Source organism: Rhodanobacteraceae bacterium, from assembly GCA_024234055.1.
Lineage (GTDB): Bacteria > Pseudomonadota > Gammaproteobacteria > Xanthomonadales > SZUA-5 > JADKFD01.
Map to the genome: position 1 here is coordinate 146,297 of JACKOW010000005.1, position 21,980 is coordinate 168,276.

A 21,980-nucleotide genomic window follows, 5' to 3' on the forward strand; every position below is an offset into this window, starting at 1 on the left:
CGAACTACAGAGCCTGCTGGACGATCCGGTCATCGGCATTGACCTGCGCCCACCGCAATCAGTGCGCGCTTCGCCACCTCACTCCCATTCAAGGCTGCGAGGAGATGACGCCTTCAATCCAGGCAATGTAATGGCTCAGGCGTACATTGCAGCTGATCTGACCATAGCGCCCAGGGATCCTCACGGTGCTCTGGGGGTCGCTCCAGGAGGTGAGTCCAGCCAATCGTTGATCTTCGCCGACCTGCATGAGAACGGGCCCGCCACTGTCACCGCTGCCTGACCCGCCCTCCAGGGGCAGAGCGTTCGAGGGCTGGTCGAACTGGTAGCAGAACCAGCGACCATGAGCGCTGCTCACCTTGTTCTGCGCCAGTCGCAGCTCCGTGCGGTGGGAACTGCTGAACTCGTAACCACTCACTCCGTCACCGGTAGCGCCCTTGCCCAGAATCTTGATGATCCTCCCGAACTCGTCGTCACTCTGGTAGATGGCAACCGGCGCGACGTCGGTTACTGGCTCCGCCAGTTTCAACAAGGCAATGTCATCCGAGGAGGAGAGCAGTACTCTGAACAGCGTCCAGTCCCAAGTGGCCAGTGCCTGGTCCAGCAGATCCTGAGGTGGCTTTCGGTATCCGGGGTGCGTCAGGCAACGCTCCACGTCTCTCGGTTTCCCATCGATGGTCACCTGCTTGATCTCGGCTTGCCAGCCGATCGCATGCGCAGCGGTGACCACCCATTGCGGGGCAATGAGCACGCCATGCCCTTCTCCCGGCAAATCCACCAGCGCCGGAAACTCGGATGCCGGCACTCGATACTTCGAGTCGTCAACGTCGTCTCGAATGACGATTGCGCTGGCACTGAAGGGCACCAGCAGCAGCGCGAGCAACAAGAGTCTGGGCATACGCGGTTCCTTTGACGCAGGCTGCAAACATGAATCTTCTCGCCTCCGGCCACAAGCCAATTCGGCGAAGCAGTCCCTGGTTCACCCGAAACACGGGAAGGGGCGCGCGCCGAGAAAAGCAACGACAAACCATACCGAAGCCGGCAGACGGATCCCACTTTCGGCCAAGCGCAAAGCCCAGACCGAGCCCCGTGCGCGGCAAGCGGTGGCATCCGCACGTTGGAACCATGCAGGTGCCACCCTGATCGGGACACAGCTTGCACCTTCGTCGGCGATGGCAGTGGAGGGCCAGCGCGACTTCCGACTGGGTTGAACAGACCAGACCAGCGTCGTAGTGTAGCAAAATGCAAATTTGCCAGGGTGGCCTGTGAGAACTGTTGGATTTCTGCTCTTGTGGGCGCTGGCGCTGGACGTTTTTGCCCAGTATTCCTCGCAACAACTCGTTGCGCATTGGCCTGCGGCGCCGAGGCCAATGCTCGGCCGTTCCCATGCCTTGCTGAACGGACCAGGGTCCAGTGAGTACCGGATGGTCAGCGCCAGCGGAACATTGCATCTGGCCAGAGGCCACTGGGGCGAGGGCCCTGAAACTGCGCTTCCCGAATCCAGCTTCGCTGTCTCTGCAGGCATCCGCACCACCGCAGTGCCTGCCGGCGACGGTTCGACGACGGTGCTGTCTGACTGCCGCTTGCTGCGCTATGACGCCAACTTCCGCCCTGTGTTCAGAACCGGTCCGCTGCAGCTGACCACCCTCCAGGATCCGGGTTGTTATGCCCTGGCAACGACCGCCAACGGCAGCACCTTCGTGCGCGACAGCGGCAATGGCGTGCTGGTGATCGACGCTGCTGGCGTGCAGCAGGATCCGCTGCCCCTGCCCTTGCCCTCTGGAACTGATCTGGACGCCTACGCCCTGGTCACCGTCGGCGACCGTGTCGTGGTCGCGGGCAGCGCTGGCAATCAGCGCCCCTGGATAGGCCTCGCCAATGTAGCGGGGCAACTGCTCTGGAGTCATGTCATCGACACCCCCGACAGCATCTCTTGGTCGGCACGGCTGGCGAGCGAAGGCGGTGAAATCCACGCGCTGTTCGCAACGACTGATCCCGGCGGCGCAAGAGTCCTGCTGCGGCGCTACGATGTCGATGGCAATGAACTGCCAACGGGACACCTCGATACCGTGGTTTCCGCATACCCGGACACGCGCTTGATCGCGCGCGGTGGCAGCACGGTGATCGATACCAACGATGGTCGCCTGTTGCGGTGGCGCACGGGACAGCCGGCACCTTCCGTGATCGAGGCGCCAGGTTCGACCAGTTTCCATGGCTTCGACCTGGATGCTGCAGGGCGCATCTTTGCCATCGCCGAGCAACAACTGCTGCGCTACGAGTCGGATGGCAGCCTCGGTGCCGTCGTCAACACCGGCCCCACGCTGCGTCCGCTGCAGCTGGCCGCGATTGACGACAACAAGATCGTCGTATCAGCCTGGCAGGACGACGCGGGGCAGCTGGGCATCGCCCAGTTTGACGCCGATCTGGTCCTGCAGCGCGTTGATCCCTTGATGGGGGTGCCTCGCATCGCGCTCACGCGCTATGCAGAAGGCGGCGCGCTGCGCTACTTGATTGCCAGCGACTATGAAACCCTGGCCAGTCGCGTCAATTCGCTCTTGATCGCAACCGACGCCCAGGGCCGCGAGCTCTGGCGTCGGCTTGGGGATTTCAGCATTCTGGCTGCCGACACCGATGGCGTGTGGACCATCCGCGACCAGAGCGCAGTGCGTTTTGCCGCCACCGGCGAGGAGATCGGAAGCCAGGATCTGACAGCATATGTGCAAGCGGGACAGTTCCCGCGCTTTCATGCAGGGCAGGCTGGCGAGGCCTTCCTGGACAGCAATGTGGTTCCGGGGGCGCCGGGCGAATGTCGAGTGATCGTGGTGACGGTTGCGGGCCTCAATCCGCTGGTGAGTGGCCCCTGCGGTGGACAACGTGCGATCAGCCGCGATGGCGAGCTGTTGAAGGTATTCCAGGGCGCGCTGGTGCGAACGCGCCGCGACGGAACACAGCGCTACTCGGCGCCGCTGATAGACGGCGAGAGCAACTTCTTGCCTCAGGCGGATGGTTCCGCTGTGCTCCTTGGAATGTCCAACTGGCGACTGATCTCGGCAGATGGCGAAGTACGCTGGTTGCTGCCGCGCTCGACTGCACCGAATGAAGTCGACGAGCTGTTTCTGGGTTCGGAGCTTGTCTATCGAGTGTTCGGGTCGGCACCGGTCATGGTCAGCCAGCATCGACTGGCGGACGGTGTCCTCCTTGGCCAAACCCAGCTGGGCCACGTCAGCCCGAACCTGCTGAATATCGGCGCTGGACGGGTGGATGCGGAGGGACGCCTGCTGCTGGTTGGCCAGGATCGCGTCGACAATGACAACTGGATACTCACCACACACGTGGTCGAGCCCGATCTGTCGCTGCGCGTGCCGCAAGTTTGGGCGCGCGGTGCGAGCAATGTAAGGGGCGTCTGGAGCGACAATGGCGCCGTCTATGCGGCAATCGGTTCGCCGCTGGACCACCGCCAGATCCGACCCGCGATCATCCGTGCAGCTGGCGAAATCTGGGTCGACGGATTCGAGGATTGAAATCCCGGTCGCGGCGCTACTTCCAGTTCGGCACCCGACCTGGTGTCCACGGCGCACCGGCGGCTTCCGCGGAATTCTCCAGGGCCACCAGATCGGTCAGGATCAGCTGCCGCAGTTGCGCCAGCACAGGACCGAACTGCTCGGCTGCGATCTCGTAGTTTCGCCGATGCGTTGCGGTGGCGTCGGCGCTGGAATACCAGTGGCCGTAGATCACCTGACTGACGCGCGAAAGAATGGTGCTTGGCGTGGGCTCGCCCTTGCTGGCCCGCACTGAATCGCCCACCAATGCCACCTGCAGGTCCTTGAGCTGCCCTTCGAGTTCGCGCGCGCGCGCGGCCAGCGCTGGATCTGCGCGCGGCGCGTCCATCAACGCCTGCTTGAGATGATAGATGCGAATCTGCGCCTCGCCAGCGGCGCTGACGGCGCCGAGTGCCGCGCGCTGCAACTCGCTGGTCTGCAATTGGAAGGCCAGCAGCGCCTCCCGATCTGCGGGCGGCAGGCTGTCTCCACCCAAAGGCGCTGCAGCGAAAGCCTGTGGCTCGCCCAGCGATTGCATGGCCCCATCCACGCGTAGCGCCATCGACACCCGATACTGCCCCGGCGCCACCAGTGGACCGGCCGGATCCGGGAACCAGGGATCGCGCTCGACCGGTAGCAAATTGGTCGGATCAGGCGCTGGATAGCGCAGATCCCAGCTGACCCGCTGCAGACCCGCCTTGGCCGGCCCTTCGATACGGCGCACGACCTGGCCATCAGCATCACTGACCGTCAGCACCACCACTGGCGGCTCTTCGCGATCCTCACGCTTGAGCGCATCCCAGGATGGGTACGGCGTGTCCTCGCCTTTCTCCGCACGCGCCTTCTCGATTTTCTGGCGGGCCTGTTGGCGCGTTTGCGGCTCGTCCTTGAGGTAGTAGGTAAAGGTCGCCCCCAGCGGCGGATTCGGCGCCACGAAGAACTGATCCCCGTTGAAGCCCTTGCCGGTCAAGCCGAAAGGCGCGCTCTGCGCGTAGGTGAAGGCCGTTTTGACCGGAAACAGCAGGCCCGGCTGGCTCAGCGTTGCCGCGCTGATCTCGCGCAGCGGCGAATAGTCGTCAAGCACGTAGAAACCGCGGCCGAAAGTTGCCGCGACCAGATCATTCTCCCTTCGCTGAATGGCCAGATCGCGCACCTGGATGGTCGGCATGCCGCCCTTGAGCTGGATCCAGCGCTGGCCCTGATCGGGGCTGAAGTAGAGGCCGAATTCGGTACCGGCAAAAAGCAGCGAGCCCTGCACATGATCCTCGACCAGCGCGTAAACACTGCCGCGCTCGGGCAAGCCGGTGGTGATCGCACGCCAGCTCTTGCCAAGATCAGTACTGCGCAGCAGATAGGGCTTGAAATCACCATTCTTGTGATTGTCGAAGGCGGCATACACGGTGTTGGCAGCGTGCTGCGAGAACAGCACGCGCGACACGTAGGTGCGCTCGGGCACACCAGGGAAGCGGTCGATCTTGCGCCAGCTGTCGCCACCATCGGCGGAAATCTGGATCAATCCATCATCGGTGCCAACCGCCAGCAAGCCTTCGGTCATGCGGCTCTCGTCCAGTGCCACGATGTTGCCGTAGAAGGAGGTCGAGGCGTTCTTGGCCACCGCATCCACACCCCAGACACGGCCCATCACCTTGAGCTGATTGCGGTCGATCTGTCGGGTCAGATCGCCGCTGACAGGCGTCCATGAATTGCCGCGGTCATCGCTGCGGAACACACGCTGCGCGGCGAAATACAGTCGCGTGTGCTGGTGCGGGCTGATGATCACCGGCGAATCCCAGTTCCAGCGCAACGGCGTCTCATCGGCGCCGGCCTGCGGCTGCACGTCCACCGATTCGCCGGTGCGCCGGTCATAACGCACCAGCACTGCATGCTGCGCCTGGGAATAGACGATGTTCTCGTCGGTGGGATCAACCACGGTCTGGAAACCATCGCCTTCCAGGGTGATGAACCAGTCGGAATTGACGATGCCGTGGGTGGTGCGCGTGCGCGACGGCCCGCCGACCGAGTTGTTGTCCTGAGTCCCGCCGTAGATGTTGTAAAACGGCGCGGCATTGTCCAGCCCGACCTTGTAGAACTGCGACAGCGGCAGATTGCGGAACCACTGCCAGGTGCCGCCGCGGTCAAAACTCTGATAGACGCCGCCATCGCAACCGGCCAGCAGGTGGTCGGTGTTGTCGGGATCAATCCACAGCACGTGATTGTCGACGTGCTTGTGCTTCTCGCCAACCCGACGCATGGTCTTGCCGCCGTCGTCGCTGACCTGCATCCAGGTGTCCATCGAGTAGAAGCGATCGACCACCTTGGGATCTGCAAACAGTTCGTTGTAGTACTGCCCACTGCTGGTCACATAGTCGGAGCGCTTTTCCCAGTTCTCGCCGGCATCGGTGGACCGGTACAGACCGCCATCCTTGCCAGCGGCGTCCATCACCGCGTAGATCGTGTCCGGATCGGCCGGGGAGATCGCCAGGCCAATGCGCCCGATGTCACTCTTCGGCAATCCATTGCTGATCTGGCGCCAGGTCTGACCACCATCCGTGGATTTGCGCAGGCCCGACTCGGGACCGCCGTTGATCACGGTCCAGACGTGCCGACGTCGCTGATAGGTAGAGGCAAACATCACATCGGGATTGCGCGGATCCAGATGCACCTCGGTAACACCCGTGTTCTCCGAGGTCTCGAAGGCCTTGCTCCAGGTCAGGCCGCCATCGCGGGTGACAAACAGGCCGCGTTCGCCACCGGCTGACCACAGTGGCCCCTGCGCGGCCACCCAGACCACATTGGAATCACGCGGATCAACCACGATCCTGGAAATGTGCTCGGAGCTTTTCAGCCCCATATTGGTCCAGGTGGTGCCGCCATCCAGCGATTTGTAGACGCCATCGCCATAGGACACGCTGCGCTGCGCATTGTTCTCGCCACTACCCACCCAGATCACCAGCGGGTTGTTCGGATCAATGGTGACGCAACCCAGCGAATAGGAGCCCTGATCGTCGAAGATCGGACTCCAGGTGGTGCCGGCATTCACGGTCTTCCACAAACCACCGGTCGCCGCAGCCACATACCAGGTGGATTTATGACTCGGATCGACTGCCAGATCGGCAACGCGACCGGAGATCATCGCCGGACCAATCCCACGCAGCGACAAGCCGGCAAAGGTCTCGGATCTCAGCGGCGACGAGTCCGCGCTCTCGGATTTGATGTCGCGAGCCGATACCGACATGGCCATGAGTGTCGCCAGCACCAAGACCGGCAGTTTCATCAAGGCTCGTGATGAGCGCGGATTCGGCATGGCGACATCTCCTTCAAGCGAACGCGCCCGAGGATACGAGAACTTCGCTCGGAGCCGCCCCGGCCAATCGGCACGGTCGGAGAATTCGCTCGCCCCGGGCAATCGGTCTGCGGGGACTTCTCAGGCCGCTCGCAGGCGCCGTCGTCGCAGCCTTGCGTGCGCGCCACTGGGCATCAGCCAAACGGGCATGTTGACGAAACAGAGAATTCCGCTCGCGGAATCGCGCAGCGGATTGGCGCCAAACAGCATTCCGGCGCTGCCCAGGCACAAGCCCAGCAGACTGTTGGGTGAAGCCCAGAGCCTCAACAGCCACAACTTCACTGATCAACTTCCACGGTCTGATCGACCCGATGATCGGGCTTCGCGACGCCCTTGTGGATGGATGCAATCGCCGCCTCGTGCACTACCACGCTGCCGGTGCTGCCGGCTGCGGCCGTGGATGATCACTTCAGTGTCCCGACCCAACCCAGGATCGCGTCCCCGACCAGATCCGGACGCTCGCGCAACATCGCATGGCCTAGGTCTTCGAATTCCACCAACGTGACCCGCTTTGGATGATCGCGTTTCAGGGAGCGGCCGTTCTCGGGCGGCGCGATCACATCGTGCAGCCCCTGGAGCACGAGCATGGGTGTCTGGCCGCCGTCCCACCACGCCTCCAGGGGCACGGTCGCCGCCAGCGACTGCGCCTTGATGGTCGTCGCCGACACATCGTCCAGATGCATGTCTTCCGCGCTGATCTGACTCCTGGGTCCGTACAGCACCGTTCGCGCGGCCTCGGCCCGTTGAGCCAGAGGCAAGCTCCGGTCCTGCACCTTGCGCAAGGCGGCGAGCACCTCGGGCTTCGGCGGGTACTTGCCGCCAGCGGCGACAAGGACGACGCCGCGCACCAGATCCGGTCGCTCACTCGCAATCATTCGGGCGACACGGTTGCCGTAAGCAAATCCCACGACGATGGCAGGAGCGGCACGGACCTTCTCGATCGTCGTTGTCACATCCAGCGCGTTATCACGAAGCGTAAGACCTTCGACCGGACCCACACTCTCACCAAATCCCCGTGGCTCCGGGCGCACGACCCGGTAGCCCGCCGCGACCAGCTGCTTCGTGAGCGCATCGTATCCCCGTGGCCCGCGCCCTTGTCCCGGCAACAAGACGATCGCCGGTCCGCTGCCTTCGACGAACACCCGCAACCGTGCATCCCCATTCCGAACGAGAATGACTTGCTCCGACGGTTGAGCTGAACCGGTGGGTGCGCAGGCAGCGATCAGGGAGAGAATCAGGACTGCAGAAGCCCGCCACCCAATCGAAAAGCGTCTCTCTTGATGATTCAACATCACTCCCTCCGCGTGGACGCTCACGATAGCCCACGCTGGGCAGAAGCCGCCTGCTGCATGATCGGGGCTGGCGCCTTGAGACAAAAGGCGGAGTCCGGCGAGGGCGCCGACGAGCACCCGGCAATCATCACTCGAGCGCCAAAGTTGCCCAAACCTCGACCGATGCGTTTCATGCCTCAACGCATCCTGCGCGGGCTTCGTAGCTCGCCGCTAGGTCATTCGCATTGGCCGGCGAGCCACGACGAAGCGGCCTCAACGGCGTCGCTCGACTCGACATCAGGCGTGATCGGCTCCCAATGCTTCAGCCCATTCCGGTCGATGGTCGCGGCAGTAGTCAGCACCAACGCACTGCCATCTGACATCGTGAAAACACGGTTTGCCGAGGAGCGCCCGGCTGTCGCCGCTCCGAAGGTGCGGCTGTTGGCCTGTGCCGCCAGCAACAAGGCAACAATCTCTCCGGAACTTGCCGTGCGTGGCCCGATGAGGATCGCAATATGCGACGGAAGGAATCGCGGCATGGGCAACTGCGGCACGTTCAGAAAATGCGGTCGCCCGTCGAGTGCAATGCTGTTGCCGCTGGAGACGATCGACACGCGCTTGCCATCGGCCCCTTCGAAGGTTCCCAGCGATCCCTCGGCGTAGATCGGCAACAAGCCCGCGAGCATCGGCCACATGTTTCCGCCGCTGTTCGCGGAGAAGTCGAGAACGAGGCCGCAGACGTCGTCGTCCAGCGATATATTCAGCACATCCCGAAGCGTGGCTGCAGCTGTAATGGCTGCGCCGGCATTCACTCCGCCCCAAGCATTGACACGGATGAGCGGAAACCGTCCGGAACTTTCGATGCGCTCTCCTATGGGCCGAGGAGCCAAGGGGGCCGGGGTGAATCCCTGGGCCATGGGCGACTTCGCGCCGTTCTCGACGGGTCGGTAACTCGAATGTCCGTCTTCGAGTTCCGAGACCAGATATTGGACGCTTGCATTCAAGCCTGCGCTTGAATCGTCGGACGCCAGTATCTCAAGCGCGGTGGCTTCCGCCTTTTGCCAATCGACGCTTGAAGCTTTGTAGGCATTGCCCGAGATGATCTTCACGGCCTCGCGCACGATCTCGGCGCGACCGCTTTCCCTATGTTCCTGCGCGAACCCGGTCGCGGCCAAGATGAGCAAGCACACGCCGGCAAGTCGCGAAACCAGTTTTCTCATCTGATGAATCTCCAAGGACATGAAGCGTGTGATGGTGAAACATGCGTCTGGACTGTTGTTCCAGTCTTCACGCGTGGTCGAGACAGCACGGTGGAGCCAGCTTTGAAAGCGGCCGCATGTGGAATCTGTGACTGATGCGCCGAGCTTGCCGGGCGCACTAACCAGTCGCCACGGCGGCGACTGTGTGGGGGTTCCCTCGTGCAGCCCGTGGTGCGCGGAAGTTCAGACGCGGGAGTTCAGACACCCGCGGGTGCGCAGAAGTTCGGACGTAGATTCGAAGCGGAAAATGCGCGGAAGCCCGCGGGCGGCGAGATAAAAAGACGGATTCGGCCGAGGGCGCCGACGAGCACCCGGCAATCATCTGGTGGCAGTGGAAAACGGTGGCGAAGGTAGGACACCCAGAATTCGCCGACGCGATTTGGGCTTCAGGGGCGTTCATCTTGGCGCCAGTCTGACTACGCAAGCGCCATGCTGCGACGGCGTGGCGCAGGAGCGCCGGGCTTCCCTGTCCCTACCCACCTGGCCGTGGACGGCGCGGGACGGCACACCCCCACCCTTCCTCCGGCGGCGCACTTCAGCTCCAAAATCTCAAAGGAGTCGCCGATGCATGAACACACTGGACCCGCAGTAGCCCATCGATGGTGGAGGCGAGGCGCCATGGCCCTGTTCATTGTCGGGATGGTGGCGCTGGCCGTGCTGAATTTGCCAAGGAGTTTTGATGCGGATCTGAGCAAGATTGGTGCAGGCAAGCCGGGTCTGGTGTTTGTGTACCCATGGGCCATGAACCCTGGCAGGCACGGAGCGGATTTGAGAAGGGCCGCGCGCCTGCGCGGCCGCTCTTGATCTTCGCTCAGCGCAAAGCGGCGCCGCAGCGCAGCGCCCTCCACGACAGCAACCCGAAACCCCGGAGGCCTGCGCCGGAATGCAGTTCATGGAGAGCGTAGCGAAGCAATCCAGGGGTGTGCGGCGCTACCCTGGATTGCTTTGTCGCTGCGCTCCTCGCAATGACGCATCAACAACTTGCGATAGGGGTTCATGGAGAGCGGCCCACAGCCCGTTGTGCGCCGCAGCGGCTCAGCGGGGCTCTCGGCGTCAGCGTGGCGGCGATCCGTAGCCGGTGAGGGCCAGGGTCAACAGCTGCTTCATCTCTTCGCGCAGCGACACCGGCGCCAGCACTTCGGCATCGGGGCCGTAGCGCAGCACGTCCATCAGCAGCTCACGGGCGTTGCCGAAGGGTAGTTGCAGTTCAAAGCGGCCATCGGGCAGGAAGCGGCCCTTCTGCTGCGAGTGCCAGCGCTCGTCGGCCACCCAGCGCGCAGCATGTGAGGAAAAGCGAATCGTGGCCCAGGCCCTGGCGGGGCCGGAAAAGATGCCGTAGCTGGCGGCAAAGTGCGCATCCAGTTCGGCCTCGGGCCAGTCGTCGGCGTTCCTGGTCTGCACCTGAGCGGCGCTGATCCGGTCCAGCGCAAAGCTGCGCAGGCCGCGCCGGTCGTGGTCCCAGGCGTCCAGATACCAGTTGTCGCGGTAGTGGGTGAGCCGCTGCGGCGAGGTGTCACGCACGCTGCCGGAACCGGTGGAACGGGCGCGATAGCTGAAGCTCAATCGCTTGCGCTCCAGCACCGCGCTGGTGACGCTTCGAAAGGTGGCGTCGTCCAGCTGGCGGCTGGCCTGGCGGATCACCCGGATGCGTCCCAGATGATCGACCCGATCGCCGACCAGGCCCTTGAGCCTGGGGCCCAGATCACCAAGGGCCTCGGCCAGCGCGCCTTCGCTCTGGGCGCTGAGCGCCTGACGCGCCACCAGCAGCGCGTAGACCTCATCGGGCGACAACCACAATCCGGGCAATTCGAAGCTGTGTTCCTCATCGCTGCTGTACTTGAAGCGATGGGTATCGACATCGGTTTCAATCGGCGCGCCGAGCGCATCACGCAGAAAGGCGATGTCGCGATAGACCGTGGCCCGCGAGGCCTCGATCTCGTCCATCAGTTTCTCCAGCGAGACCCCGGTGCGGTTGTGCCGCAGCAGTCGATGCAGACGGACGATGCGTTCATAGCGATCCATACAGACATTCCGCCGAGAGCAATGCGCCGAATCGCGCAGTGCAATCCTACCTGCAGCAGAACCGGATACGCGGCCCCCGTCGAGCGGGTCTGGAGCAAGCTGGTAGACAGCAAGTCCATCGAGGACTTGAATTCGTCAAACATGCAGGCAGATACAAGAGGACAAGCACTGGCCCAAGGAGTAGCAATGAAAATCGATATTGGCATTCCCACCGAAACCCGCATGCAGATCGCGGAGGGCCTTTCTCGCCTGCTCGCCGACACCTACACGCTGTATCTGAAGACCCACAATTATCATTGGAACGTTACCGGGCCGATGTTCCAGACCCTGCACACCATGTTCGAAACCCAGTACACCGAACTGGCCCTGGCCGTGGATCTGATCGCCGAACGCATCCGCGCGCTTGGAGCACCGGCACCTGGCACCTACGCCGACTACGCGCGGCTGAGCTCGATCAAGGAAGTTCCGGGAGTACCCAAGGCTGAAGAAATGATCGCCGACCTGGTCAGCGGTCAGGAATCGGTGGTGCGCACAGCCCGCGGCCTATACGACCTGGTGGGCGAAGCCAACGACGAAGCCAGCGCCGACTTGCTGACCCAGCGCATACAGCTGCATGAGAAGACGGCATGGATGCTGCGCAGTCTGCTCGAATAGGGCTGGCGGTAGGCCGTGGAGTCGCAGCCGCTGCTGGCAGTGCTTGATCGCGCATCAAACAAACCGCTCCCACAGGATCAGGTGTCGCCAGTTGTGCGACTCAGAATCCGCCGTAGCGGAAGCTCGGTCCGATGGCTGCAGCGGCTACGCCGACCAGGGCGATCAACGACAGCACCAGCGCCAGCCGCGAAATCCGGGCCGGCATCAGCGTGGGCAGCACCCGCAGGCGCAGGTAGGTGAGCAACAGCAGGGTCAGTGCCAGCAGTCCGAGTTTGGCCAGGATCACGTTTGCGATGGGCAGGCTGGACTCGAACCACAGCGTCGAGTCCGGCAACCAGTTCCAGGCCAGCCACAGGCCGCTGACGATGACGACCACCAGCGCCGGCAACCCCACCCGTTGCAGCCGCGCATGGGCGTCAACCAGACCGCGGGGGTCACGCGTGCGCAGCGCCTCGGGCGCATAGCCCAGCACCAGAAACACGTAGCCGCCCACCCAGACCGCGGCGGCCAGCAGATGCAATACCAGGACGGCGTGATGTGACATGCCGCTGTTATAGCGGCTAAGCCGCGAAAGCGGAGTCATGCCAGGAAATCCGGTCTCGCGTGAGCGCATACCTCGTCAGACCCAAATTGCTGCCAATGCATTCGCCGTCCAGTCAAGGTAGCGGCAGGCGGCCTCCCCTTTTCCTTTTTCCTTTTTCCTTTTTCCTCTTCCCCACTCCCCCACCGGCCTATCACCGGGCAAAGCCATCACCTCAACCAAGCCGGCACCCGCCTTCGCCTATACTTGTCGGCTTCCATGGCTACCCCGAGGCGCGAATGACCGCGCTGGTTGTACGCAACCTCAAGAAGACTTACGCCGGGCGCGTCGAGGCGCTCAAGGGCATCTCGCTCAACGTCGATGAAGGGGATTTCTTCGCCCTGCTCGGCCCCAATGGCGCCGGCAAATCGACGCTGATCGGCATTGCCGCCTCGCTGGTGCGACCCTCCGAGGGCGATGTGCTGATCTTCGGCGACAGCGTGGTCGACCGGCGCAGTGCCGCGGTGTCCCACATTGGCCTCGTGCCGCAGGAGTTCAATTTCAACCAGTTCGAGAAGCCCTTCGAGATTCTGGTGAATCAGGCTGGCTACTACGGTGTGCCCCGGGCCCTGGCGCGCAGCCGCGCCGAGCAATATCTGAAGCAGCTGTCGCTCTGGGACAAGCGCGATGTGGCTTCGCGCACGCTGTCGGGCGGCATGAAGCGCCGGCTGATGATTGCCCGGGCCATGATGCATCAGCCGCGTCTGCTGATCCTGGATGAGCCGACCGCTGGCGTCGACATCGAGATCCGCCGCTCCATGTGGACCTATCTGCGCGAGATCAATCGCGCCGGTACCACCGTGATCCTGACCACCCATTATCTGGAAGAAGCCGAGAGCCTGTGCCGCAATGTGGCGATCATCGACCATGGCACCATCATCACCCACACCACGGTCAAGGCCTTGCTGGCCACGCTGGATGTCGAGACCTTTGTCTTCGACCTGGCCTCGGCGCTGACCACGGCGCCGGAACTGCCCGGCTGCGTGGTGCACCGGGTGGATGACACCACCATCGAAGTCGAGGTGCCGCGCGGCACCGAACTCAATGGGCTGTTCGCGGCACTCACCGCCGCCGGTATCGGTGTGCGCTCGATGCGAAACAAGGCCAATCGCCTGGAGGAGCTGTTCATGCGCCTGCTCGAAAAACCGCCGGTGGCCGCATGAGCACTGCCGTACGCTGGGTCCCGTTCAAGACCATCGTCATCAAGGAAATCAATCGCATCCTGCGCATCTGGGGCCAGACCCTGGTGCCGCCGGCGATCACGATGACCCTGTACTTCCTGATCTTCGGCCAGCTGGTGGGCAAGCGCATCGGCGAGATGGGCGGCCATCAGTACATGGATTTCATCGTGCCCGGGCTCGTCATGATGAGCGTCATCCAGAACGCCTACGCCAATGTGGTCAGCTCCTTCTTCGGCAGCAAGTTCGGCCGCTATGTCGAGGAACTGCTGGTCTCGCCCACGCCCAACTGGGTGATTCTGGCCGGCTATGTCAGCGGCGGCGTGATGCGCAGCTGCATGGTCGGCGCCATCGTGCTGTGCGTGGCGCTGCTGTTCACCGATCTGTCGATTGCCCACCCGCTGGTGATGATGGCCAGCGTGGTCCTGGCCTCGGTGCTGTTTTCCCTGGCCGGATTCGTCAACGCGGTCTACGCCAAGAAGTTCGACGACATCTCGATCATCCCGACCTTCATCCTGACCCCGCTGACCTACCTGGGCGGCGTGTTCTACTCGGTCAGCCTGCTTCCCGAGTTCTGGCGCAATGTGTCGATGGCCAATCCCATCCTGTACACCGTCAACGCCTTCCGCTACGGCGTGCTCGGCGAGAGCGACGTGCCCATCGGCGCCGCCTTCGCCATCATGCTGGTGGCCATCGCGGTACTCGGCGCTTTCTGCTTGCGACTGCTGAACAAGGGCGTGGGCCTGCGCGCCTGAGTGGCGGCAAGATCAGGCGGGCAGCTCCCATGGAGGGCGCCGAGCCGCGGCGCCGCTTTGCGCTGAGCGGAGATCAAGAGCGGCCGCGCAGGCGCGCGTCCCTCCTCAAAGCCGCTCCGTGCCTGTCAGGGTTCATTGTCCGCAGGCAGTGTCGGGCCGACACACGCGACTCTCCATGAACCCATATCGCAAATTGTTGATTTGCTGTTGTAGGTCACGTTGCTCGCGCAGCGAGCTACGTGACGCAACTCGATGTCACGTAGTCCGCTGACGCGGACAACATGACCTACGACGGCGGGTTCATGGCCCGTGCGCAGTGTTGGGCCGACACAGGTGGCTCGCAATGACGCTGAGTCGTGCGCGAAACCCATCCATGATGTGGCCTCTGCTCTGCGTTCTTTCTGCTTTTCCTTCGCGTCCTTCGCGTCCCGCTTCTGGCAACGGGTACCACGACATTCCGGCTTTCGCGACCAACCGTCCCCGTTCAGACGACCTAGGCCGCCGGTGCGATGGCCAGCGCCACCGCCAGTCCGGCAAAAATCACCGCGCCCACCCAGTTGTTGTTGAGGAAGGCCGCGAAACAGGCGCTGCGCTCGCGTTCGCGGGCGCGCCAGAGCTGCCAGCTCATCAGGGCCGCGGCCACGCCCAGACCTGCCCACCAGGACCAGCCCAGCTCGCTGCGCTGGCCGATCAAGGCCAGCGTCACCAGCGCCGAGCCGTGCAGGATGCCGGTGGCGATCAGGTCCAGCTCACCGAAGAGAATGGCGGTCGAGCGCGCGCCGGCCTTGATGTCGTCTTCGCGATCGACCATCGCGTAGAGGGTGTCGTAGGCCGTGGTCCACAGCAGATTGGCGCAGAACAGCAGAATGGTGATGGGTCCGATCTCCACCTCCAGCGCGGTGTAAGCCATCGGAATCGACATGCTGAAGGCAGCGCCCAGCACCACCTGCGGGAACCAGATGTGGCGCTTCATGTACGGATAACTGACCGCCAGCGCGGCCGCGACCACCGCCAGCCAGATCGTCAGTCGGTTGGTCAGAAAGACCAGGCCCAGCGCCGTCAGCATCAAGACCACGAAAATGATCAAGGCCTCTCGGCCGGAAACCTCGCCACTGGCGAGCGGCCGGTCCCTGGTGCGTTCGACGTCGGGATCCAGCCATCGATCGGCGTAGTCGTTGATGACACAGCCGGCTGATCGGGTCAGCACCACGCCGGCCACGAAGATCGCCAGGATGCCGATCGGCGGCAAGCCACCCGCCGCCAGCCATAGCGCCCACAGCGTCGGCCAGAGCAGCAGCAGGATGCCGATAGGCCGATCCAGACGCAGCAGCCGCGCGTAGGCGGGCCAGCGCGACTCGCGCGTGTCGCCGGTGGCCAGCATGTGTCGCCCGGCCGCGGTCTCCACCAGGCGGTAATGCGGTCGTGACACCCGGCGGTTCTTGTTGGGCTTGGCCATGGCTTGATTCTGCCATGCCCGACCGATCGCGGATGCCGCCAAATGCATGCACCGCTATGCTCGGTACAAATCAGTACCCGGGTGGTGCAAATCATGAGTGAACCGGGCGATCGCCCCTTGCGGATCGTGATTCTGGGCGGCGGCACCGCCGGCTGGATGGCTGCCGCGCTGATGGCTACGCGCTGGGCTGATCGTCGGCCATCCATCCAGGTGCTGGAATCACCGGATATCGGCATCATCGGTGTAGGCGAAGGCTCCACGCCCCAGCTCAAGGCCTTTTTCGACAGTCTGGGCATCGCCGAAACCGAGTGGATGCCGCGCTGCAACGCCACATACAAGGTCGGCATCGAGTTTCGCCATTGGTCGACGCGGGCCGGTTTCGAGCATTACTTCCATCCCTTTCCCAGCGAGACCGACGATCGCACCGCGCCTGCGCTGTTCTTCAACAGCGTCATCCGCCGCCGCGGGGCCGACGTCGAAGGCCATCCGGACCCGTTCTTCCTCGCCACCGAACTGGCCCGCCAGAAGCTGGCGCCGCTGCCGGCAAGAAACTTCCCCTTCCGCAGCTACTACGGCTACCACTTCGATTCGCAGCTGATCGGGCGCTTCCTGCGCGAACACTGCTGCGCGCGTGGCGTGGCCTATGTCGAGGGCACGGTCGCGCGGGTTGAACAGGCCGAGAGCGGCGACATCCTGGCGCTGCACACTGACGATGGGCGCCGGATCGAGGGCGATTTCTTCGTCGACAGCACCGGGTTTCGTTCGCTATTGCTGCAGGGCAGCCTCGGCGTGCCCTTCCGTGCCTTCAGCGACAACCTCTACAACGATTCGGCGGTCGTGGCGCCCACACCCGTGGACGCCGATGGAATCGCCCCGCAAACCACTGCCACGGCGCTCAGCGCCGGCTGGGCCTGGCGCATTCCCCTGACCAACCGGGTCGGCAACGGTTATGTCTACAGCTCGCGCTATCTGTCGAAGATCGCCGCCGAGAACGAGTTGCGGCAGCACCTCGGACTGCCCGAGGACGGCCCGCCGCTGCGACACTTGGGCATGAAGGTCGGTCGGGTAGCGCAGCACTGGGCGCGCAACTGCCTGGCGGTGGGCCTGTCGCAAGGCTTCATCGAGCCGCTCGAAGCCACTGCGCTGCACCTGGTACAGGAAACGGTCGAGAACTTCATCGAGGCCTACACGGCCGGGGGTTTCAGCCATCAGCATCAGGACGCCTTCAACGCGGCCGTCAATGCGCGATTCGAGGGTATCCGCGACTACATCGTTTGCCACTACAAGGTGAATTCACGCAACGACACCGCCTATTGGCGCGACAACGCCGCCAATACGGCGCTCTCCGATTCGCTCAAGCAGGTTCTGCAGGTCTGGCACGACGGCCAGGATCTGGTTCCGGAACTGCAGCGGCAAGGCATCGAGCGCTATTACGCCGCAGCCAGCTGGCATTGCCTGCTTGGCGGCTATGGTCAATACCCACCTCCGCAACGGCTGATCCCGCCCAGCGCAAAGGCCGCCCGCTATGACATGGCCCGCATCCGCGATTTCGTGCAGCGCTGCGCCCTGAATTTCCCGCCGCATGATCAGGCGTTGAGAGAGATCAGGGTGGCGTGAGAGGGCCCGGCCTACCCCGGAGGTAGCGCGGCTCCGGCGCGCGTGGTGTTTGGTTTCGCCACGAACGATTTCGCGCCGGCGGCCGCGAGGGGCACCACCCCGAAGGTAGCGCGGCTCCGGCGCGCGGGGCGATCGGTTTTCGCCACGAACGATTTCGCGCCGGCGGCCGCGAGGGGCACCGCCCCGAACGTAGCGCGGCTCCGGCGCGCGCGGCGATCGGTTTTCGCCACGAACGATTTCGCGCCGGCGGCCGCGTGGGAATGACCGACTGCGATAATCTACGGCAATGCGCAATGTCCGCCGCTATGACCCTCTGGGCGCTCCTGTGTTCGTGACTCTGGTTTGTCGGAATCGGGAGCCACATCTGGCCGCCGAACGTCGCAAACAGGCTGTGCTTTCGACCTTGCGTGAATTGCGCTCGGAAGGCGACTTCAAACTGTATGCGTGGGTGATTCTCGACAACCACGTGCATTTGTTGCTCGGCGCCTGCGTACCCAGCCTGTCGACTGCCGTCGGTCGCCTGAAACAACGACTATTGCTCCGAATCAAGCAGACGTCGATCTGGCAGCCGCGCTTCTACGATCACATCATCCGTGACGATCAGGACCTGCAAGCCCACTTGGATTACATCCACTTCAATCCGTGCAAGCACCGAGTGGTAGGTGACCCGGCGAAATATCGGTGGTCATCGCTCGGTGCCTTCCTCAAACGAGGGCAGTACCTTGAGGGATGGGGTGCCGGGGAGCAGCCGAAGACCATCCGCGACGATACGGGCTCCGAGTAGGCCCCAGCCGGGCGCCTCGCGTATCAGCGCTCTCGCCCAGCCACAGCACACGGACGCGAGGACCCGGCCTACCCCGGAGGTAGCGCGGCTCCGGCGCGCGTGGCGATCGGTTTTCGCCACGAATGATTTCGCGCCGGCGGCCGCGAGGGGCACTGCCGGGCGCCTCGCGTATCAGCGCTCTCGCCCAGCCACAGCACACGGACGCGAGGACCCGGCCTACCCCGAACGTAGCGCGGCTCCGGCGCGCGTGGTGATTGGTTCTCGCGTCGCACGATTTCGCGCCGGCGGCCGCGTGGGGCACAGCGAGACGCCTACTTTGGTCTAGTCCGCGACCAAAGTCGGACCCGGGCGGCAGCGTGCTCGGCTAAGCTTGCTCCAAGCGTCAATCACACTGTTCGGGAGGACAACATGGCCACTCTGTATCCGGTTCCTGAAGCATTCGCCGCCAAGGCGCGTTTCACCGCCGAGAGCTATCGCACGCAATATGAGGCGTCGATTGCCGACCCGGAAAGTTACTGGCGTGAAGCTGCCAGACGACTCGACTGGTACACCTTCCCCACCCAGATCAAGGATGTGAGCTACCGGACCGAGGATTTCCGCATCCGCTGGTATGAGAACGGCGAGCTGAACGTGTCGGTGAACTGTCTGGACCGGCATCTGGCCAGTCGTGGCGACAAGACGGCCATCCTGTGGGAGGGCGACAATCCGGAGGAAAGCCTGCGACTCAGCTATCGCGAACTGCATGCGCGGGTGTGCAAGATGGCCAATGCCCTGCGCCGCTTGGGCGTCAAGAAGGGCGATCGCATCACCATCTATCTGCCGATGATTCCGGAAGCCGCGGTGGCGATGCTGGCCTGCACCCGCATCGGTGCGGTGCACTCCATCGTCTTCGGTGGCTTCTCACCCGATGCGCTGGTCAGCCGCATCGACGATTGCCAGTCCACCGTGGTGATCACCTCCGACGAGAGCCTGCGCGGCGGTCGCATCGTGCCGCTGAAGACCAATGTCGATGAAGCGCTGAAGAATCCGGCCACGGCTACCGTGCAGAAGGTGATCGTGGTCAAACGCACCGGGCGCCCGGTCGATTGGGTGGACGGCCGCGATCTCTGGTACCACGACATCGTTGCCGACGAGCCGGAGACCTGCGAGCCGGAGCGCATGAACGCGGAGGATCCCTTGTTCATCCTCTATACCTCCGGTTCCACCGGCAAACCCAAGGGTGTGCTCCACACCACGGGTGGCTATCTGGTATGGGTGAGCTTTACGCACGAGGCCGTGTTCGATCTGCGCGAGGACGATGTCTACTGGTGTACGGCCGACGTCGGCTGGGTCACTGGACACAGCTACGTGGTCTATGGACCACTGGCCAACGGCGCCACCTCGGTGATGTTCGAGGGCATCCCCAACTACCCGAATGTCTCGCGTTTCTGGGAGGTGGTCGACAAGCACCAGATCACCATCATCTACACCGCGCCGACCGCCATCCGCGCACTGATGCGTGAGGGCGAGGAACCGGTGAAGCGCTGTTCGCGCGCGTCGCTGCGCCTGCTGGGAACCGTCGGTGAGCCGATCAATCCGGAGGCCTGGGAGTGGTATCACCGGGTGGTCGGCGACGGCCGCTGTCCAATCGTCGACACCTGGTGGCAGACCGAAACCGGCGGCATGTTGATCACGCCCTTGCCCGGTGCCGTCGCCCAGAAGCCGGGATCGGCCACGCTGCCCTTCTTCGGCGTACGCCCAGCCATCGTCGATGCCGAGGGTCACCAGCTCGAAGGGGCAGTCGAGGGCAATCTGGTGCTGCTGGACAGCTGGCCGGGACAGATGCGCACGGTCTATGGCGACCACAAGCGCTTCATCGAAACCTATTTCACAACCTTCCCGGGCACCTATTTCACCGGCGACGGCGCCCGACGCGACGAGGACGGCTATTACTGGATCACCGGCCGTGTCGATGACGTGCTGAATGTGGCCGGCCACCGTCTGGGCACGGCCGAGATCGAAAGCGCGCTGGTCTCGCACCCGGCCGTGGCCGAGGCCGCCGTCGTCGGCTGCGCCCACGACATCAAGGGTCAGGGCATCTATGTCTACGTCACGCTGAAGACCGGGGTGGAGCCTACCGAGGCACTGCGCAAGGAACTGCGCGAGCATGTGCGCAAGGAAATCAGCCCGATTGCCACACCCGACTACATCCAGTGGGCCCCCGGCCTGCCGAAAACCCGCTCAGGCAAGATCATGCGCCGCATCCTGCGCAAGATCGCCGCCAACGAACACGAGCAGCTCGGCGACATCTCCACGCTGGCCGATCCGGGCGTGGTGGCAAACCTGGTGGCAGAGCGGCTGGTGCGGTAGCTGGCACGCGGCACGGGGCACGGGGCACGGGGCACGGGGCACGGGGCACGGGAAAGGCTCGCACGGTGCGAGCTCTGGTGGGTCGAGACTTGTCTGGTTGCTTCTCGCTGTGAGAGTCCCAGTCGCCCCTGTTTGATGCGCTTGTTCGCGCATCAAACAGGGGGCAGGGGGCGGGGGGCAGGGGACCCACGTCGCGGCACCGTCAGATCATGCGTCGAGCTTGGACCCCTGCCCCCTACCCCTTTCATTTCAAACCCATGAATCAATGAGTTAGCGAATGTTTGGTGAGAGCAGACTTCGTCCGCGATGACGGTTTGCGAAACACCGCAGCCCAGGTCGCGGCCGAAGTCCGCTGCCACAGAGGGCCGGCTGTCCCCCGTACCAAGCACTGAAGTACAAAACATGATGGAATTGGCCTCGCCTCCTCATTTTCTGGCTGCCATGTCCACCATCCTGATCGCAGACGACCATCCGCTCTTTCGCGAGGCCATGCGCCGCTCGGTGGAACGGGCGCAGCCGGCGGCGACGATTGCCGAAGCCGAGAACGTTGCAGAACTGCTGGCCCTGATCGATGCGCATCCGGATGCCGATCTGTTGCTGCTGGATCTGACCATGCCCGGTGCGCACGGCTTCTCGGCGCTGGCGCATATCCGCGCCACCCGTCCGGCACTGCCGGTGATCGTGGTCTCGGCCCGCGAGGAACCGATGGTGATCCGCCGGGCACTGGCACACGGCGCTTCGGGTTTCATCCCCAAATCGGCTGACGCCGACCTGATTCAACGGGCGCTCAACACGGTGATCGATGGAGAGACCTTCGATCCCTTCGCCCATGGCGCGGTGCGACTCGATGACGCCGAGCGCGAGCTGTCCAAACGCCTGGCCGAACTCACGCCACAGCAGTTCCGGGTGTTGACCATGCTCTGTGAGGGCAAGCTCAACAAGCAGATCGCCTACGATCTCGACGTGACCGAAGCCACCATCAAGGCCCATGTCACCGCCATCCTGCGCAAGCTCGGCGCCCACAACCGCACCATGGCGGTCACCATGGCCAGCCGCATGGCGGTGGACCCGGAAGCCGCGCGCTCGGTGAATGTCATCGAGGAATGATTGCGCCAGGATGAACGCAAATTCGACGAATGAATCAAAAGACTTGTCCGCAAAGGACGCAAAAAACGC

General features: G+C 63.6%; 17 protein-coding genes. 9 read left to right on the top strand and 8 right to left on the bottom strand.

What is annotated here, in order from left to right; translation table 11 throughout:
* Positions 1–88: 88 nt before the first annotated feature.
* On the bottom strand, positions 89–895 hold the full coding sequence (locus H7A19_11125; GenBank protein ID MCP5475377.1) for a trypsin-like serine protease: 807 nt from the start codon (positions 893–895) through the stop codon (positions 89–91).
* A 472-nt stretch (positions 896–1,367) separates the two neighbouring features.
* Between H7A19_11125 and H7A19_11130 the strand changes: the two genes are divergently transcribed.
* On the top strand, positions 1,368–3,518 hold the full coding sequence (locus H7A19_11130; GenBank protein ID MCP5475378.1) for a hypothetical protein: 2,151 nt from the start codon (positions 1,368–1,370) through the stop codon (positions 3,516–3,518).
* Between the two features lie 16 nt (positions 3,519–3,534).
* Here H7A19_11130 and H7A19_11135 read toward each other — a convergent pair whose 3' ends face one another.
* The 4 genes from H7A19_11135 to H7A19_11150 form a co-directional block, all read right to left on the bottom strand.
* A complete protein-coding gene (locus H7A19_11135; GenBank protein ID MCP5475379.1) occupies positions 3,535–6,810 on the bottom strand; it encodes a glycosyl hydrolase in 3,276 nt (1,091 codons plus the stop codon).
* 150 nt (positions 6,811–6,960) lie between these two features.
* A complete protein-coding gene (locus H7A19_11140; protein ID MCP5475380.1) occupies positions 6,961–7,161 on the bottom strand; it encodes a hypothetical protein in 201 nt (66 codons plus the stop codon).
* Positions 7,162–7,283: 122 nt separating this feature from the next.
* The gene (locus tag H7A19_11145; protein ID MCP5475381.1) at positions 7,284–8,027 is read right to left on the bottom strand and encodes an alpha/beta hydrolase; all 744 of its coding nucleotides are present in this window, start codon (positions 8,025–8,027) and stop codon (positions 7,284–7,286) included.
* A 359-nt stretch (positions 8,028–8,386) separates the two neighbouring features.
* A complete protein-coding gene (locus H7A19_11150) occupies positions 8,387–9,370 on the bottom strand; it encodes a hypothetical protein (GenBank protein ID MCP5475382.1) in 984 nt (327 codons plus the stop codon).
* A 657-nt stretch (positions 9,371–10,027) separates the two neighbouring features.
* On the opposite strand from H7A19_11150, the gene H7A19_11155 reads away from it, so the two are divergent.
* Positions 10,028–10,213 (top strand): hypothetical protein, encoded by a 186-nt coding sequence (locus H7A19_11155; GenBank protein MCP5475383.1) that lies wholly within the window; start codon positions 10,028–10,030, stop codon positions 10,211–10,213.
* A 249-nt stretch (positions 10,214–10,462) separates the two neighbouring features.
* Here H7A19_11155 and H7A19_11160 read toward each other — a convergent pair whose 3' ends face one another.
* Positions 10,463–11,431 (bottom strand): YafY family transcriptional regulator, encoded by a 969-nt coding sequence (locus H7A19_11160; protein ID MCP5475384.1) that lies wholly within the window; start codon positions 11,429–11,431, stop codon positions 10,463–10,465.
* A 141-nt stretch (positions 11,432–11,572) separates the two neighbouring features.
* Here H7A19_11160 and H7A19_11165 point away from each other — a divergent pair, with 141 nt between their 5' ends.
* Positions 11,573–12,085: a DNA starvation/stationary phase protection protein gene (locus tag H7A19_11165; GenBank protein ID MCP5475385.1), complete on the top strand. Its 513-nt coding sequence runs from the start codon at positions 11,573–11,575 to the stop codon at positions 12,083–12,085.
* Positions 12,086–12,185: 100 nt separating this feature from the next.
* Here the strand turns inward: H7A19_11165 and H7A19_11170 are convergent, their stop codons facing one another.
* Entirely contained in the window at positions 12,186–12,668 is a 483-nt protein-coding gene (locus H7A19_11170; GenBank protein ID MCP5475386.1) for a hypothetical protein, read from the bottom strand.
* A gap of 236 nt (positions 12,669–12,904) precedes the next feature.
* Between H7A19_11170 and H7A19_11175 the strand changes: the two genes are divergently transcribed.
* Positions 12,905–13,828, top strand: a complete 924-nt coding sequence (locus tag H7A19_11175; GenBank protein MCP5475387.1) for an ABC transporter ATP-binding protein — start codon at positions 12,905–12,907, stop codon at positions 13,826–13,828.
* Positions 13,825–14,598 (top strand): ABC transporter permease, encoded by a 774-nt coding sequence (locus H7A19_11180; GenBank protein ID MCP5475388.1) that lies wholly within the window; start codon positions 13,825–13,827, stop codon positions 14,596–14,598. Before H7A19_11175 ends, H7A19_11180 begins: the two co-directional genes overlap by 4 nt.
* A 493-nt stretch (positions 14,599–15,091) precedes the next feature.
* Here the strand turns inward: H7A19_11180 and ubiA are convergent, their stop codons facing one another.
* Positions 15,092–15,979: a 4-hydroxybenzoate octaprenyltransferase gene (ubiA, locus tag H7A19_11185; GenBank protein MCP5475389.1), complete on the bottom strand. Its 888-nt coding sequence runs from the start codon at positions 15,977–15,979 to the stop codon at positions 15,092–15,094.
* A gap of 168 nt (positions 15,980–16,147) precedes the next feature.
* Here ubiA and H7A19_11190 point away from each other — a divergent pair, with 168 nt between their 5' ends.
* The 4 genes from H7A19_11190 (at position 16,148) to H7A19_11205 (ending at position 21,911) form a co-directional block, all read left to right on the top strand.
* Positions 16,148–17,671: a tryptophan 7-halogenase gene (locus H7A19_11190; protein ID MCP5475390.1), complete on the top strand. Its 1,524-nt coding sequence runs from the start codon at positions 16,148–16,150 to the stop codon at positions 17,669–17,671.
* 286 nt (positions 17,672–17,957) lie between these two features.
* On the top strand, positions 17,958–18,455 hold the full coding sequence (locus H7A19_11195) for a transposase (protein MCP5475391.1): 498 nt from the start codon (positions 17,958–17,960) through the stop codon (positions 18,453–18,455).
* Positions 18,456–18,863: 408 nt separating this feature from the next.
* Positions 18,864–20,804 (top strand): acetate--CoA ligase, encoded by a 1,941-nt coding sequence (gene acs, locus H7A19_11200; GenBank protein ID MCP5475392.1) that lies wholly within the window; start codon positions 18,864–18,866, stop codon positions 20,802–20,804.
* A 441-nt stretch (positions 20,805–21,245) separates the two neighbouring features.
* Complete coding sequence (locus H7A19_11205) at positions 21,246–21,911, top strand: response regulator transcription factor (GenBank protein MCP5475393.1); 666 nt, start codon at positions 21,246–21,248, stop codon at positions 21,909–21,911.
* Positions 21,912–21,980: the final 69 nt, after the last annotated feature.